At 73.3% G+C, this 15,679-nt stretch carries 14 protein-coding genes, 1 tRNA gene and 2 pseudogenes; 5 read left to right on the plus strand and 12 right to left on the minus strand.

Annotated features, from left to right (window positions below; genetic code table 11):
- Positions 1–6: 6 nt before the first annotated feature.
- On the minus strand, positions 7–1,155 hold the full coding sequence (locus ACNAYW_RS14265; protein ID WP_415850360.1) for an acyl-CoA dehydrogenase family protein: 1,149 nt from the start codon (positions 1,153–1,155) through the stop codon (positions 7–9).
- A 23-nt stretch (positions 1,156–1,178) separates the two neighbouring features.
- A complete protein-coding gene (locus tag ACNAYW_RS14270; protein WP_224646118.1) occupies positions 1,179–2,702 on the minus strand; it encodes a CoA-acylating methylmalonate-semialdehyde dehydrogenase in 1,524 nt (507 codons plus the stop codon).
- Between the two features lie 106 nt (positions 2,703–2,808).
- On the opposite strand from ACNAYW_RS14270, the gene ACNAYW_RS14275 reads away from it, so the two are divergent.
- Positions 2,809–4,476, plus strand: a complete 1,668-nt coding sequence (locus ACNAYW_RS14275; protein ID WP_415850343.1) for an AMP-binding protein — start codon at positions 2,809–2,811, stop codon at positions 4,474–4,476.
- 57 nt (positions 4,477–4,533) lie between these two features.
- Here ACNAYW_RS14275 and ACNAYW_RS14280 read toward each other — a convergent pair whose 3' ends face one another.
- Positions 4,534–5,139 (minus strand): TetR family transcriptional regulator, encoded by a 606-nt coding sequence (locus tag ACNAYW_RS14280; protein ID WP_415850344.1) that lies wholly within the window; start codon positions 5,137–5,139, stop codon positions 4,534–4,536.
- 97 nt (positions 5,140–5,236) lie between these two features.
- On the opposite strand from ACNAYW_RS14280, the gene ACNAYW_RS14285 reads away from it, so the two are divergent.
- The 3 genes from ACNAYW_RS14285 to ACNAYW_RS14295 all read left to right on the plus strand — a co-directional run bounded on the left by ACNAYW_RS14285 (position 5,237) and on the right by ACNAYW_RS14295 (position 8,140).
- Positions 5,237–6,418 carry an FAD-dependent oxidoreductase gene (locus ACNAYW_RS14285; protein WP_415850345.1) on the plus strand — a complete coding sequence of 394 codons (1,182 nt, stop codon included), beginning with the start codon at positions 5,237–5,239 and terminating at the stop codon, positions 6,416–6,418.
- An 81-nt stretch (positions 6,419–6,499) separates the two neighbouring features.
- Complete coding sequence (locus ACNAYW_RS14290; RefSeq protein ID WP_415850346.1) at positions 6,500–6,982, plus strand: carboxymuconolactone decarboxylase family protein; 483 nt, start codon at positions 6,500–6,502, stop codon at positions 6,980–6,982.
- A gap of 159 nt (positions 6,983–7,141) precedes the next feature.
- Positions 7,142–8,140, plus strand: a complete 999-nt coding sequence (locus ACNAYW_RS14295; protein ID WP_415850347.1) for an ArsR/SmtB family transcription factor — start codon at positions 7,142–7,144, stop codon at positions 8,138–8,140.
- Between the two features lie 15 nt (positions 8,141–8,155).
- Here the strand turns inward: ACNAYW_RS14295 and ACNAYW_RS14300 are convergent, their stop codons facing one another.
- The 6 genes and pseudogenes from ACNAYW_RS14300 to ACNAYW_RS14325 form a co-directional block, all read right to left on the minus strand.
- A complete protein-coding gene (locus tag ACNAYW_RS14300; protein WP_415850348.1) occupies positions 8,156–8,362 on the minus strand; it encodes a hypothetical protein in 207 nt (68 codons plus the stop codon).
- A gap of 103 nt (positions 8,363–8,465) precedes the next feature.
- On the minus strand, positions 8,466–9,117 hold a 652-nt coding region (locus ACNAYW_RS14305; RefSeq protein WP_415850349.1), incomplete at its 5' end, for a SelB domain-containing protein.
- A gap of 46 nt (positions 9,118–9,163) precedes the next feature.
- Positions 9,164–9,213, minus strand: a pseudogene (locus ACNAYW_RS14310) (hypothetical protein); the annotation flags it as partial.
- Between the two features lies 1 nt (position 9,214).
- Positions 9,215–10,247: pseudogene (gene selB, locus ACNAYW_RS14315) on the minus strand (selenocysteine-specific translation elongation factor); the annotation flags it as partial.
- Positions 10,235–11,521, minus strand: a complete 1,287-nt coding sequence (gene selA / locus ACNAYW_RS14320) for an L-seryl-tRNA(Sec) selenium transferase (RefSeq protein ID WP_415850350.1) — start codon at positions 11,519–11,521, stop codon at positions 10,235–10,237. The gene selA and the pseudogene selB, both read right to left, overlap by 13 nt.
- 46 nt (positions 11,522–11,567) lie before the next feature.
- A tRNA-Sec gene (locus ACNAYW_RS14325) sits at positions 11,568–11,663 on the minus strand.
- A 62-nt stretch (positions 11,664–11,725) separates the two neighbouring features.
- Here ACNAYW_RS14325 and selD point away from each other — a divergent pair.
- Positions 11,726–12,715 (plus strand): selenide, water dikinase SelD, encoded by a 990-nt coding sequence (gene selD / locus ACNAYW_RS14330; RefSeq protein ID WP_415850351.1) that lies wholly within the window; start codon positions 11,726–11,728, stop codon positions 12,713–12,715.
- Here the strand turns inward: selD and nrfD are convergent.
- From nrfD to ACNAYW_RS14345, 3 genes are all read right to left on the minus strand, one after another.
- The gene (gene nrfD / locus ACNAYW_RS14335) at positions 12,705–13,802 is read right to left on the minus strand and encodes an NrfD/PsrC family molybdoenzyme membrane anchor subunit (RefSeq protein ID WP_415850352.1); all 1,098 of its coding nucleotides are present in this window, start codon (positions 13,800–13,802) and stop codon (positions 12,705–12,707) included. The genes selD and nrfD overlap by 11 nt on opposite strands.
- Entirely contained in the window at positions 13,799–14,824 is a 1,026-nt protein-coding gene (locus tag ACNAYW_RS14340; protein ID WP_415850353.1) for a 4Fe-4S dicluster domain-containing protein, read from the minus strand. The genes nrfD and ACNAYW_RS14340 overlap by 4 nt, the downstream gene beginning before the upstream one ends.
- Before the next feature lie 31 nt (positions 14,825–14,855).
- Positions 14,856–15,679, minus strand: an 824-nt coding sequence (locus ACNAYW_RS14345) for a molybdopterin dinucleotide binding domain-containing protein (protein ID WP_415850354.1), incomplete at its 5' end; no start/stop codon positions are given.

A 15,679-nucleotide genomic window follows, 5' to 3' on the forward strand; every position in this document is an offset into this window, starting at 1 on the left:
TGCCTCCTACTTGCCCTGGATGCGGGCGGCTTCGGCGCGGCCGATCACCATCCGCATGATCTCGTTGGTGCCCTCGAGGATCCGGTTGACCCGCAGGTCGCGGACGATCTTCTCGACACCGGTCTCGTGCAGGTAGCCGTAGCCGCCGTGCAACTGCAGCGCCTGGTCGGCGACCTGGAAGCAGGTCTCGGTGACGAACTTCTTGGCCATGGCGCAGAGCTCGACCTTGTCGGGGTCGTTCTCGTCGAGCGCGGTCGCCGCGCGCCACAGGATGAGGCGGGAGGCCTCGAGGGAGGTGGCCATGTCGGCGAGCGCGAACCGGATGGTCGGCTCGTCGATCAGCTTGCGGCCGAACGTCTCGCGCTCCGTCATGTACCGCAGCGCGAGGTCGTAGGCGGCCTGTGCGCCGCCCAGGGAGCAGGCGGCGATGTTGAGCCGGCCGCCGTTGAGCCCGTTCATGGCGATGCCGAAGCCCTTGCCGGCACCGTCGGTCCCGCCCAGCATGCGCGACGCCGGGACCCGCACGTTCTCGAAGATCACCTGGGTGGTGGGCTGGCTGTGCCAGCCCATCTTGACCTCGGGCGGCCCGAAGGACAGGCCTGCGGTCCCCTTGTCCACCAGGAAGGTCGAGATGCCGCGTGCGCCCTCGCCCTCGCTGCGCGCCATGACCACGTAGAGGTCGGACGCGCCGCCGCCGGAGATGAACTGCTTCGTGCCGTTGAGCACGAAGTCCTCGCCGTCGCGGTCGGCCTTGGTGGTGAGCGAGGCCGCGTCCGAGCCGGCGCCCGGCTCGGTGAGGCAGTAGCTGGCCATGACGTCCATCGGCGCCAGCTTGGGGATCCACTCCTGCCGCTGATCCTCGGAGCCGTAGGTGTCCACCATCCAGGTGCACATGTTGTGGATCGAGATGAACGCCGCGGTCACCGGGTCGCCCTTGGCGAGCTCCTCGAAGATGCGGACGCCGTCGAGCCGGCGCAGGCCGGACCCGCCCACGTCCTCGCGGGTGTAGATGGCGGCCATGCCGAGGCTGCCCGCCTCCTTCATCTCCGCGACCGGGAAGTGCTTGGTGGCGTCCCATTCGAGCGCGTAGGGCGCGAGGCGCTTGCGGGAGAAGTCGCGCGCCATCTCGACGATGGCGAGGTCGTCGCCCGTCAGATTGGGGTAGGGCACGTGCGCTCCTAGTGCATCGTCGGGATGGAGAACTCCGCGCCGTCCTTGATGCCCGAGGGCCAGCGCGAGGTCACCGTCTTGGTCTTGGTGTAGAACAGGATCGAGTGCGGGCCGTGCTGGTTCAGGTCACCGAAACCGGACCGCTTCCAGCCGCCGAAGGTGTGGTACGCCACGGGAACCGGGATCGGCACGTTGACGCCGACCATGCCGACCTCGACGCGGGCCACGAAGTCGCGCGCGGCGTCGCCGTCGCGGGTGAAGATCGCCACGCCGTTGCCGTACTCGTGCTCGGTGGGCAGCGCGAGGGCCTCCTCGTAGGTGTTCGCGCGGACGATGCACAGCACCGGGCCGAAGATCTCGTCCGTGTAGATCGACATGTCCTTGGTGACGTGATCGAACAGCGTCGGGCCGAGGTAGTTGCCGCCGGAGAGGTCGGCGTCGCCGAAGGTCAGCTCGTCGCTGGTGCGCTCGCGGCCGTCGACCACGAGATCCGCGCCGGCGTCCACGCCCTGCTGGATGTAGCTCTTGGTGCGCTCCACCGCGGCCGGGGTGATGAGCGGGCCGTAATCGGCCTTCGGGTCGTGGCTGTGGCCCACGCGCAGCTGCTGCACGCGCTCGACGAGGCGCTCGCGCAGGCGGTTCGCGGTCTCCTCGCCGACGGGCACGGCCACCGAGATCGCCATGCAGCGCTCACCGGCGGAGCCGTAGCCGGCGCCGATGAGGGCGTCCACGGCCTGGTCCAGATCGGCGTCCGGGAGGATCACCATGTGGTTCTTGGCGCCGCCGAAGGCCTGGCTGCGCTTGCCGTTCTTCGCGCAGGTCTCGTAGATGTACTGCGCGATGTCCGAGCTGCCGACGAAGCCGACGGCCTTGACGTCCGGGTTGTTCAGCAGCGCGTCGACGGACTCCTTGTCGCCGTGGACGACCTGGAAGACGCCCTCGGGCAGGCCGGCCTCGATGAACAGCTCGGCCAGGCGCACCGGCACGGAGGGGTCGCGCTCGGAGGGCTTGAGGATGAAGGCGTTGCCGCAGGCCAGGGCCGGGCCGGCCTTCCACAGCGGGATCATGGCCGGGAAGTTGAAGGGCGTGATGCCGGCGACGACACCGAGCGGCTGGCGCATCGAGTAGACGTCGATGCCGGTGCCGGCGCCCTCCGTGTACTCGCCCTTGAGCAGGTGCGGGATGCCGATCGAGAACTCGATGACCTCGATGCCGCGCTGGATGTCGCCCTTGGCGTCGGCCACGGTCTTGCCGTGCTCGCTGGAGAGCAGCGAGGCGAGCTCGTCGACGTTCTGGTGGACGAGGTCGATGAACTTCATGAAGACGCGGGCGCGGCGCTGCGGGTTGAAGGCGGCCCACTGCACCTGCGCCTTCTTGGCGCGCGCGACGACGTCGTCGACCTCCGCGGTGCTGGCGAGCGGAACGGTGGCCTGCACCTGACCCGTGCTCGGGTCGAAGACGTCCGCGGTGCGGCCGGTGCCCTCCACCCGGCGACCGTCGATGAAATGCGGGATGGTGCGCACGTCAGCCATGCTGTGTCCTTCTCTCTCGATCGAGGTCCATCGCGAAGCCCTTGCGCGATGTGTTGCCCATCACTATATACTTGGATATCCAAGTAATCAACCGGAGGATCTGAAAGTGGCTAGCACACAGGGGTATCGAGACTTCCTCGCCGCGCGCGACCTGCTGGTCGAGCTCGCCGACGACTACGACGCCGCGCGCGAGCGGTTCAGTTGGCCGCAGCTCGACGAGTGGAACTTCGCCCTCGACTGGTTCGACCGGGTGGCCGAGGGCAACGACTCCCCCGCCCTCTGGATCGTCGAGGAGGACGGCTCCGAGTCGAAGTTCAGCTACGCGGAGATGAGTGCGCGCAGCAACCGGGTCGCGAACTGGCTGCGCGAGCGCGGCGTGCATCCGGGCGACCGGATCCTGCTGATGCTGTCGAACCAGGTCGAGCTGTGGGACGTCATGCTCGCCGCGATCAAGCTCGGCGCCGTGGTCATCCCCGCGACCACCCTGCTCGCCGAGGGCGACATCGCCGACCGCATCGCCCGCGGCGGCGCGAAGCACGTCATCGTGCGGAGCGAGCTCGCGGAGCGCGTCCCCGCGGATGCGGACGTCACGCGGATCGCCATCGGCGACCCGGTGCCGGGCTGGGAGTCGTTCGCGGCGGCGTACACGGCACCGTCGGACTTCACCCCGTCGCACGTCACGCACGCCGACGACACCCTCCTGCTGTACTTCACGTCGGGCACCACGAGCGCGCCGAAGCTGGTCGAGCACACGCACGCGAGCTACCCCGTGGGCCACCTGTCGACGATGTACTGGATCGGGCTGCGCCCCGGCGACGTGCACCTCAACGTGAGCTCGCCCGGCTGGGCGAAGCACGCGTGGAGCAACGTCTTCACGCCGTGGATCGCGCAGGCCTGCGTCTTCATCTACAACTACAACCGGTTCGACGCGGCCGCCCTGATGAAGCAGATGGAACGCGCCGGCGTCACCAGCTTCTGCGCCCCGCCGACGGTGTGGCGCATGCTGATCCAGGCCGACCTCAGCGCCCTGGCGACGCCGCCGCGCGTCGTGGTGGGCGCCGGCGAGCCGCTCAACCCCGAGGTGATCAGCCGCGTGCGGAACGCCTGGGGCGTGACGATCCGCGACGGCTTCGGCCAGACCGAGACCACGGTGCAGGTGGCGAACACACCGGGCCAGCCGCTCAAGGACGGCTCCATGGGCCGCCCGTGCCCCGGCTACGACGTGGTGCTCGTCGACCCGGCCACCGGCGAGCAGGGCGTGGACGAGGGCGAGATCTGCCTGCGCCTGGACCCGCGCCCGCTCGGACTCATGGTCGGCTATCACGGCGACGCCGAGAAGACCGCGAAGGTCATGGAGGGCGGCGTCTACCACACGGGCGACGTGGCCTCGAAGGACGCGGACGGCTACCTGACCTACGTCGGCCGCACCGACGACGTCTTCAAGTCGAGCGACTACAAGATCAGCCCGTTCGAGCTGGAATCGGTTCTCCTGGAACACGACGCGGTGGCCGAGGCGGCCGTCGTCCCGGCCCCGGACGAGCTGCGGCTGGCGGTGCCGAAGGCGTACATCGTGCTCGCCGACGGCCACGCCCCGGACGAGGCCACGGCGAAGTCGATCTTCGACTACAGCCGCGAGCACCTCGCGCCCTACAAGCGCGTGCGCCGCATCGCCTTCGCCGACCTGCCGAAGACCATCAGCGGCAAGATCCGTCGCGTGGAGCTGCGCAAGGCCGAGGAGCAGGGGCTGACCTCCGCGGAGTTCCGCGAGTCCTGACGGGCGCACTCCCGTCGCGGCGGCGTTCCCGGTCCCCGGGGCGCCGCCGCGGTCGTCTCATCCGGCTTCGGCGAGCGCGGCCCACACCAGCGCGCGCACGGCCGCGTGCCACCGCTCGTCGGGGTCGCCCGCGCACCAGGCCCGCAGCGCCACGGCGACCACCGCGTAGGCGAGCTCCTCGGCCCGCAGCCCGGGCCGTAACCGGCCGGCGCGCTCCTCGGCGGCGAGCCGATCGACGACGGCGGCCGTCACCCCCTCGAAGCCGGCGGCGTCGTCACCCAGCACCTCCGCGGCCCGATCGCGCAGCTCGGGTCGCGCCGCCGACAGGCGGGCGAAGGCGGTGGACGCGGGCTGGGGCAGCGCGTCGAGCTGCGCGCAGAGCGCCTCCGCCACCGTCGTTTCCGCCCCCGCGTCCGACGCCCCTGCGTCCGACGGTGCCGCGTCGCCCGCCTCCGCGGCGAGCAGGAAGCCACGGTCCACCGCGTAGGCGGCGAGGAAGCCGTCGAAGTCGCCGAAGTGCGCGTGCAGCAGCCCGGTCGCGACGCCCGCCCGGGCGGTGATCGCGCGCCCCGTGAGGCCGTCCACCCCGTCGCGCAGGATCACCGCCTCGGCGGCGGCGAACAGTCGCTGGCGCGCGCCGTCGATCGCGACTCCCCTGGGCATGCATCGATTCTACGACCCGGCAGCGGCCGCCTTGCGCCGACTATGAACGTTCGCTCATACTCGGTATGAACAGTCGCTCATACCGAGAGGGGCACGCATGCCGGAGCACACCGACCACACCGTGCGGGTGATCATCGCGGGCGCCGGGATCGCCGGCCTCGCGACCGCACTGCGGTTGCACCGCGACGGGCACCGCGTCCTCGTCGTCGAGCGCGCCCCGGCCCGCCGCACCGGCGGCTACCTGGTGAACCTGCTGGGCCCCGGGTTCGACGCCGCCGAGGGGCTCGGCCTGACGCCCGCCCTCCGCGAGCGGGACCAGGGGATGTTCAGCTCGCTCCTGGTCCGCGCCGACGGCAGCACGAAACTCACGATGCCCGCGGCGCTCGCCGAGCAGTCGCTGGGCGAGCGCGCGCTCACGGTCTTCCGCGGCGACCTCGAGGACGCGCTGTACGCGGCCGTCGCCGAGGCGGTGGAGGTCCGGTTCGGCACGACGGTGACCGCGGTCGACGACGCCGCGGGCCCGCTCCGCGTCTCACTCAGCGACGGCACCGTCCACGAGGCCGACCTGCTCGTCGGCGCCGACGGCCTCCACTCCGGGGTCCGCGAGCTGGCCTTCGCACCCGCGGCCGAGGTCGTCCGCGATCTGCAGCACGCGGTGGCGGCGTTCCCGCTGGACACCGCCCCGGCGGCCCTCCCGGAGCAGACCGCGAGCACGTTCATCGACGTCGGGCGCACCGCGGCGGTCTTCCATCCCCGCGGCCACGCGCCGTCGGCGTTCTTCACCTACCGCACCGCGACGGCGGGCGACGACGCCGCCGGATCGCCCGCCGAGGCGCTCGCCGCGCACTTCGGCGACCTCACCGGCCCGGTGCACGACGCGATGCGGCGGGCGGCCGGCGCCGAGGGCGCCTACTTCGACTCCGTGAGCCAGGTCGTCATGGAGGCGTGGAGCCGCGGGCGCGTCGTGCTGGTGGGCGACGCCGCGTGGTGCGTCTCCCTGTTCGCAGGCCACGGCGCGGGCCTCGCGCTGGCCGGCGCCGACCGGCTGGGGCGCGCACTCGCGGAGCACCCCGGAGACGTCGAGACGGCGCTGCGCTCCTGGGAATCCGCGCTGCGCCCGGAGATCACGAAGCGCCAGCGGCAGGCGCGCGCCGGAATGGCGCGCTTCGCTCCGCCCAGTCGCGTGCACCTGGGGATGCAGGACCTGATGATCCGGGCGCTGACGGCACCGCTCGTGGGTCCCGCGCTGCTGCGACTGATGAGCCGGGCGCCGCACTGAAGCCCACCGCCGGGCAGGGGTTGCCGTGCTGCGGATCGCAAAATACGGTGACATCGGATTCCACTACGTGAAGGAGTGCCCGTGTCCGAGGTCGCGTACAAGAACACCCGCTTCGATCCTGAGGGGCACCCGTTCAACGAAGCCGCCAAGCCCCTCGCCCAGGCGGTCGGTTACACCGCCGAACTGTCCGTCGAACCGAAGCTCGCCGAACTCCTCCGGCTGCGGGTCTCCCAGGTGAACGGCTGCGCGTTCTGCAACATCCTGCACGGGCGATCGGCGCGCGACAACCAGATCCCGCAGGCCAAGATCGACGACCTGACCTCGTACGCGAACTCCGAGCTGTACACCGAGGCGGAGAAGACCGCGCTGCGGTACTGCGACGCGCTGACGGTGCCGAACGTCGCCGAGTTCGACCGGTTCCACCAGGCGATGACCGAACACTTCTCGATCGAACAGATCAAGGACGTCGCTGCGGCCGTCATCAACATGCACCTGTGGACCCGCTGGAAGCTCGCCCAGGGACAGACGCCCTACTTCACCGATACGGACGGCGCGCAGGCCTGAACGGCGGTCGGCCCGACCGCGCTGCGGGGCTGAGCGACCGGTTACCCGCGAGTAGCAAGCACTGGATGCACTCGAATCCCCAGGAAGCGTTCCGGGCTAACGCTGTTAAGTCCTGAACCGGGACGCCGGAGCGGGGATCCACCCTAAGCTGGGCGTCTCATGCTCACCTACGTGCTCGATGTCCGGGACCTCTCGGACGTGCGGTTCGTCCTGGCGCCGATGAACGAGACCTCGCTGAGCCTGTTCCACCTCAACACGACGCACGAGAGTTCCGCGCACCTGCAGCGCTGGCGGAGCAACGCGCAGGCGCAGCGCGACCGGTACGACCACCGGCTCGTCAGCGCACTGGTGGCCCCGTCGGGCAACGCGATCCCGGACTTCCTCACGCCGATGCCACCGCTCGGCGACTCGAGGCCGTCGCTCGACGAGGGCCTGGCGGCCATCGCCGCGACCGATCCGGCATTGATCCATACGCAATTGGATGAGCTGCGGGAGGGCGGGGATCCGTCACCCGCGTTGGCGCGGCTCCTCGACGACCCCGAGCGGGCCGGGCCGCGCATCGCGGGGGCGCTGGAGCGGTATCACCGCGTGGTGATCGCCCCGATCTGGCCGTCGGTGAACCGGATCCTGGAGTCGGACATCACGTTCCGCGGCAGGGAGTTGGCGATCGGCGGGCCGACTCAGCTGTTCGCCTCGCTCAATCCGAATCTCACGTGGGATCGCGACGGGCGGTTGCGCCTCGACCTGGCCTACGCGCGGGGCTCCGGCGAGTACGCCTCGGCGGGAAGGGGACTCACGCTGATCCCGAGCGTCTTCCTCACCCGCCTCGTCAGCGCACACTCGCCGGAGACGGCGGCGCCGCACGCCGGCTATCCGGCGCGCGGCAGCGCGACCCTCATGGAGTCGATGCGGGAGGTCCCGCCGGGCGCGCTGCGGCGGCTCATCGGCGGGGCGAAGGCGGACGTGCTGCACGCCCTGGTCGAGCCGATGGCGGTCAGCGAATTGGCGCGGCGACTGGAGGTGACGCCGTCGGCGGCGTCGCAGAGCCTGCGCGTGCTCCACGAGAACGGTCTGGTCGACCGGGCCCGGAGCGGTCGCGAGGTGCTCTACCGGCGCACGCCGGACGGTGACCGGCTGGCGCGCGGCCACCGCGCCTGAGGGTGGAGCGGTGGATCAGAAGCGCAGCGCGGCGGGGCCGGTGTACTCGGGGTGCGCGGAGACGAAGCGCTGCAGGGCGGCACGCATGCCGGCGGCGGCGAATCCGGAACGCGGCGCGGCGGTGGGCTTCGCGGCGTCCTCGTGGATGTCGGCGAGGCGGGCGTAGACGGTGCCGGCGGTCGGGTCGGCGGTGAGGCTCTTGAAGTCACGGTAATTGGTCATGACCAAGAGTCTCCCGGCCGCGCCGCCGCACCGCCAATCTTTAAGTGATGACCTAAAGTGTGATCGCGGACACTGTGCGCTGGAACACATTCGGGCCGCGGCGTCAGCGGGCCACCTCGCGGCGGCCCGCGTCGAGGCGACGGGTCCAGCCGCGGCCGTCGAGCAGCTCCAAGAGGGGAACCGCGACCCGGCGGCTGGTGCCCAGCGCCTGCCGCGCCTGCGAGACCGTGAAGGGCTGCGGCAGCCGTGCGAGCTCCCGCATGGCGAGCGCCGGGGCGCGCGGCGTGAGCACGATCCCCTCCGCCAGCCGCAGCAGCCGGCCCGCCCGCTCGGCCGCGGCCAGCTCCCGCGCGCCGAGCCGCAGCGCCGCCAGGTCGTCCGCCTCCGGGGCCGCGAACGGCGCCTCCGCCAGCCGGCGCTCGAGCTCCGCCACGGCGGTCTCCGCCGGTCCCAGCTCGGTGCGGTGCCCCGGCATGGCGAGTCGGCCGCCCTCCGCATCGAGCCCGGCCCCGTCGAGCACCGCCGGCAGCAGCGACGGATCGGGCAGGCCCAGGGCCTCGCGCGCGGCGCCCAGGGACAGCCCGGCGGCGAGCGGATCCCGCTCGTGCAGGTCGGCCACCAGCCCGCGCAGGCGCGCCTGCCAGGCATCGAGCGCGGCGACGTGGACCCACCACGGCCCGACCACGCGTACCCCCTCCGGGACGTCCGCGCCGAAACCGAGATCGTCGAGCCGCTCGCGCCGCACCGCTCCCCGGNGCGCGACCTCGGCGAGCTGGTCCNCGGCGGCGCCGCGGCNGGCGNGGGCGCCGGCACGGCGGGCGCCGTCGCCGCGGCGGCGCAGCGGCGGCGGGNCGGCGTCGAGCACGCGCGCGCCGCCGACGATCCGCTTCTCACCCGGATCCCGCAGCACCAGCGGGTCACCGAGCACGAGGGGCAGCTCCCGGGACAGCGTCAGCCGGGCGTGGGCGCCGTCGAACGGGCGGACGCGGGCCGGGACGGCGACGGTGCCCGCGTGCACGGTGGGCCACACCGGCAGCGCCGCCTCCGGATCCGACGATGCCAGCCGCACGTCCACGACGCCCGTCGCCGGCCACTGCCCGGGGGTGAGCAGGGCGTCGCCGCGGTGGATGTCCTCGACTGCGGCCCCGCGCAGGTTCACGGCGACGCGGGAGACCGGCCCCACCGCGTCCGCGGCCGCGCCGTGCCGCTGCAGACCGCGCACCGTCACGCGGCGGGCGCCGCGCGCGCCGAGCAGCTCCAGCTCGTCGCCCACGCGCACCGTTCCCGCCGCCACCGTGCCCGTCACCACGGTTCCGGCCCCGACGACCGTGAACGCGCGGTCGATCCAGATCCGCACGCGGGCATCCGGATCGGGCTGCGGCAGGTCGCCGAGGAGGGTGTCGAGCGCGCCGCGCAGCTCGTCGAGCCCGGCACCCGTGACGGCGGAGACGGCCACGACCGGGGCGTCCGCGAGTCCCGTGCCGGCGAGCTCGCGGCGCGCCTGCGCGGTGACCGCGGCGATGGCGTCGGGCGCCCGGTCGGCCTTCGTGATGACGACCAATCCGTGCTCGATCCCCAAGGCCGCCAACGCGTCCCGGTGATCGTCGGACTGCGCGCTCCACCCCTCGTCGGCGGCGACCACGAAGCAGACCACCGGCACGGGTCCGAGGCCCGCGAGCATGTTGCCGAGGAAACGTTCGTGGCCGGGGACGTCGACGAAGGCGAGCTCGCGGCCGGACGGCAGTGCGGTCCAGGCGAACCCGAGGTCGATGGTCAGGCCGCGGCGCTGCTCCTCGGCCCAGCGGTCGGGCTCGATCCCGGTGAGTGCGCGGACCAGCGTGGACTTGCCGTGGTCGACGTGGCCCGCGGTGGCTACGACGTACACGCGCGCACCGCGTCCGCGACCGTCCCATCGGCCTCCTCGGGCACGCAGCGCAGATCGAGCAGGCAGGCACCGTCGGACAGACGCGGGAGGATCGGCGGATCCCCGGCCCGCAGCGGGGCCGCGAGGGACTCCGGGAGACGAACGGCCCAGCCGGGCAGCGGCACCCCGGGCGCGCCACCGCCGCCGACCCGCCCGTCGTGCGCGACGACGGTGCCACCCACCCGCGCGGCGAGGCGCTCCGCGCGGCGGCGCAGGTCCTCGGGGTCCGCGTGCAGGTAGGCGAGAACGGGCGCCTCGGGCCCGCCGACGGTGGCCTCCAGCGCCGCGAGCACGAGCTTGTCGGCACGCACCGCGCGCGCGAGCGGGTGCTTCGCGAGCCGGGAGACGAGCTCCGCGCGGCCGAGCAGGATCCCGGCCTGCGGACCGCCGAGCAGCTTGTCGCCGCTCGCCGTCACCACGTCGGCACCCGCGGCGAGCGCGGACGCGGCGTCGGGCTCGCCGGGCAGGGCCGGGTCGGCGGCGAGGAGGCCGCTGCCGAGGTCCATCACCAGCGGGACGTCGCCGCACACGGCGCGCAGCTCGGCGAGGGGCACGTCGGCGGTGAAGCCCTCGACGCGGAAGTTGCTGGGGTGCACCTTGAGCACACAGCCGGTCTCCGGGCCGATCGCCTCGGCGTAGTCCCGCGCGTGGGTGCGGTTCGTCGTGCCGACCTCGCGCAGCCGGGCCCCGGTGGAGGCGATCAGGTCGGGCAGGCGGAAGCCCGCCCCGATCTCGATGAGCTCGCCGCGGCTGATCACCACGTCGCGGCCGGCTGCGAGGGCCGTCGTGGCGAGAACGAGGGCCGCAGCGCCGTTGTTGACCACCAGCGCCTCCTCCGCGGCGGGGCACGCCGCGAGCAGGGCCGCGCGCGCCGCGACGCCGCGCCTGCTCCGCGCACCGGTGCCCAGGTCGAGCTCGACGTCGGTGTAGCCGGCGGCGTCGACGAGGGCCGCGACGGCGGCGGCGGACAACGGCGCCCGGCCCAGGTTGGTGTGCACCACGACGCCGGTGGCGTTGAGCACGGGGCGCAGCGAGGCCGGCGCCGCCCCCGCGAGCTCCCGCTCGACGGTGCCCGCGACCTCGTCGGGGGCGAGTTCGCCGCGGCGCGCTGCGTCCTGGGCGGCGGCGACGGCGGCGCGCACCCGGCGGTCGCCGAGCCGGGCGGCGGCCGCGACCATCGCGGGCGCGGCGAGGAGGTGGTCGGTGCGGGGAATCCGCCTGCGGGGGTCCGTCATCCGCGCTCCTCGTGGGTCTCGCCGGGTCCGCCGCCGCGGCGGAGAATGGCGGAGGTGGACGGGAATCGAACCCGCCAGGCCGAGATACTCGACCTCACCGGTTTTGAAGACCGGGGGGCCCACCAGGAACCCGGACACCTCCGCGGACCAACATAGACCCCCGTCCCGGCCGTCGGGTGGGACCGGTCGGGCTAGCGTGGAAGCATGACCGCAGACCTCGCCCGGCTGACCTCCTTCGCGCACGGCGGCGGCTGCGCCTGCAAGATCCCGCCGGGCGAGCTCGAGGACGCGGTGCGGGGCCTGCAGGGCCAGATCGCGCCGGACGTGCTCGTCGGGCTGGACGACGGGGACGACGCCGCGGCGGTCCGCCTGTCGGACGACCTCGCGGTACTCTCCACCGCCGACTTCTTCACCCCCGTCGTCGACGACGCCTTCGACTGGGGCCGGATCGCGGCCGCGAACGCACTCTCCGACGTCTACGCGATGGGCGGGCGCCCGGTGATGGCGATCAACCTCGTGGGCTGGCCCCGCGACCGTCTGCCGATGGAGCTGATGACCGAGGTGCTGCGCGGCGGCCTCGCCGTCGCGCAGGAGGCCGGCTGCCCCGTCATCGGTGGGCACAGCATCGACGATCCCGAGCCCAAGTACGGGATGGCGGTGACGGGTGTCGCGCACCCGGACCGGCTGCTGCGCAACGACTCCGCCGCCGCCGGGCTGCCGCTCACCCTGACCAAGCCGATCGGCGTGGGCCTGCTCAACAACCGGCACAAGCGCACCGGCGAGGTCTTCGAGGCCGCCCTCGCCACGATGACGACGCTCAATCGGGACGCCGCCGCCGCGGCCCTGGACGCGGGCGCCCGCGCGGCCACCGACGTCACGGGCTTCGGCCTGCTCGGGCACCTGTTCAAGATGTGCCGCGCCTCCGGCGTCGCCGCGGAGATCGACGCCGACGCGGTGCCGCTGGTCGACGGTGCGCGGGAGGCCCTGCGGGACGGCTTCGTCTCGGGCGGCACGCGCCGCAACCTCGAGTGGGTGGCGCCGCACCTCGACGCCGACGGCGCCGCGGAGGACGACCTGCTGTTCCTCGCCGACGCGCAGACCTCCGGCGGGCTCCTGGTGGTCGGCGAGGTGCCGGGTTACCCCGTGATCGGCCGGACCGTCGCCGGGCCGGCCGGCCGCATCGTCATCCGGTGATCGAGTCGCCGGTGTTCCCCGCCGCGCGGCGGGCCGCGAGGCGCCGCTTCTGCGGCTCGATCGTGTAGCGCGGGTCCTTCGCCGATTCCAGGCCGGCCTCGAAGACGCCGAACCGGGTGCACGCCGAGGCCGCCACGAGCGCGCCGCCGGACAGGGCGGCGAGGCACCGTCGGACCCGGCCCCGGCGACCGCCCGTGAGCAGCGCGCCCACGCCCCCGGCGATCGCGAGCCGCTCCGCCCACCGCATGAGCTTCCCCGGCGTGCCGTGGTGCAGGGGCTCGGCGGCCACGGGATCCATGCGGGACTCCATGATCCGCGTCGCGGCCACGTCGCCGATGACGCCGAGGACCGCGAGGTTCCGGGCGGGCGCCGCCTCCGCGGCCGGGGTGGTGACCAACGCCAGGCCGCCGGCGGCGAGGCTCGCCGAGCTGACGAACACGAAGGGCAGGTCCTTGTAGGCGGCGTTCCACGTCGGCATCGCCGTGTCCGCGAGGAGCACCGCGGTGTACGCGGCGAGCGGGGTCGCGAAGACGGCCGCGCCGAGCCCGGCGGGCGCCTCCCCGAACCGCAGCACCGCGCGCAGCGGGCCGAGCGGGAGCCGCTCGCCGAGGAGCCGATCGACCTCCGCCGCGGCGGCGACGCCGATCATGCCGCTGTAGCCGGAGAGGATCCACGAGCCGACGCTCATGGGCGAGGTGACCTTGAACGTGCGCATCATGTGCAGGAAGCGTTCCGGCCGGCCGAGATCCACCACCAGCGCCAACGCGCCGACGCCCGCCGCACCCAGGCCGGCGAGGCGCGCGTTGCGGCGCAGCGCGGGGTACCCGGCGAGCTGCGCCCCGGCGGCGAGCAGGCCGGAGCCGCCCGCGACGCCACCGAGGACGAGATACGCGCCGACGGGCGCCTCCCACGGCGGCGGCTTCACGATCGGGTGGCCGTAGTAGCTGTCGACCTGCTCGATCACGGCCTCGGGCACCATCACGTCGTCGGGCCGGCGCCGCTTCGGCGCACCATCGCGCTTACCGTCGCGCCGACCGCGGCGCTCGGGCCGGGGCGGACGGAACTGGTCGAATTCGGAGCTCGTCACCGGCGGCCCTTCTTCCGCGCCGAGAGGAAGGAGACCGCGGCCGCGGCGATCATGCCGGCGGCGGCGGTGCCGGCACGCTTGTACATCGTCATCAGGTCGGCGGTGCACACCCGCGGGTCGGGCGGCAGGCCGTACACCTCGGGTTCGTCGAGCAGCAGGAACACCGAACCGGTGCCGCCCACCCCGTCGTGGTCGTTGGCGCCGTACAGCCGCGCCTCGGTCATGCCCTGGGCGTGCAGCTGCGCGACCCGCTCGCGGGCCGTCGCCACCATCTCCTCCCGCTCGCCGAACCTGATCGACGTGGTGGGGCAGGTCTTGGCGCACGCCGGCGTCTCGTCGTCGCGGAGCCGGTCGTAGCAGAGGGTGCACTTCTGGGCGATCCCGCGGTTGTCCACCGGCGGCTGCTCGCCCTTGCGGTGCCCCTCGCGCACCGTCGGGGCGACGGTGCCGTCGCTGCGCCGCTCGACGACGCCGAAGGGGCAGCCGGCCACGCAGGTGCCGCAGCCGTTGCAGATGTCGTTCTGCACCACGACGGTGCCGAACTCGGTGCGCATCATCGCGCCGGTCGGGCACACGTCGAGGCACCCCGCGTGCGTGCAGTGCTTGCACACGTCGGAGGACATGAGCCAGCGGAACTCGGGGGTGTCCGGCGGGGTGACGTCGGCCTCGCCCCAGGCCGGCATTTCCTCGCTCGCGGGCGCCTCGGCGGTCCGCACGGCGGGCATGCCCAGGCCGACGAGCGCGCGACCGGACTCGCGGGCCTGCTCGATGCGCTCGCGGTCCTGCTCGATGAAGGCGACGTGCCGCCAGGTGCTGGCGCCGAGCGCGACGGTGTTGTCGTAGGACATGCCCGTGAGCTCGAGGTCACCGTCCCGCGGGTTCCGGTTCCACTCCTTGCAGGCCACCTCGCACGCCTTGCAGCCGATGCAGATGGACGTGTCCGTGAAGAAGCCCCGCCGGGCCTCGTGCACGTGCCAGTGCGCGTCGGCACTCGGGTCGGTGGGGCCGGTCAGCTGTCCCATCGTCTCGCACCTCCTCGTCGCCGTGTCCGTGTCACCATCGGGTCCATCCCTCGTTCTCCGGATCGTCCCGCTCCGGCGCGGGGTCGATGTCGCGGGGTCTCGGGGCGGTCAACCGCACGTTGTCGGTCTCGACGGTGACGCCCGCCCGGTCCCGGTAGCTCTGCACCAGCTCCTCGAGCGCCGCGCCGCGCGGCCGGCGGCCCGCGATCACCGTGCAGGAACCGACCTTCGACTCCTGGATCTGGGTGTTCGGGTCCAGGGTGACGCCGATGAGGTCGTTCGCGGCGTCGCCCGTCACCACGGCGTCGCTGCCGACGCCCCAGTGGTAGGGCAGGCCGACCTGGTGCACGGTGCGGCCGCCGACCGTCAGCGGCCGCATCCGCTCGGTGACCAGCACGCGGCACTCGATCGCGGCGCGGGGCGAGACGATCGTCGCCCAGCCCTCGTTCTCCAGCCCGCACTCGGCGGCCAGCCCGGGCGAGACCTCGCAGAACATCTCGGGCTGCAGCTCCGCGAGGTACGGCGACCAGCGGCTCATCCCGCCCGCGGTGTGGTGCTCGGTGAGCCGGTAGGTGGTGAAGACGTACGGGTAGACGTCCGCCCCCGGGTCGCCCGCGCTGGGCGCGTCGAGGTTGTCCTCGCGCGGGAACAGCACCCGGGCGGGCGCCTGCTGCTGCGGGTAGATCGCGTTCCGCACCGGCGACTCCTGCGCCTCGTAGTGCGTGGGCAGCGGACCGTCGACCAGACCCGTGGGCGCGAACAGCCACCCCTTGCCGTCCGACTGCATGATGAACGGATCGTCGCCGGCGAGGGCGTCGGCCCCGGTCGCCCCGGGGGCGGGGACGGTGCCGGGGG

This window comes from Tsukamurella ocularis (assembly GCF_965138335.1).
Lineage (GTDB): Bacteria > Actinomycetota > Actinomycetes > Mycobacteriales > Mycobacteriaceae > Tsukamurella > Tsukamurella ocularis_A.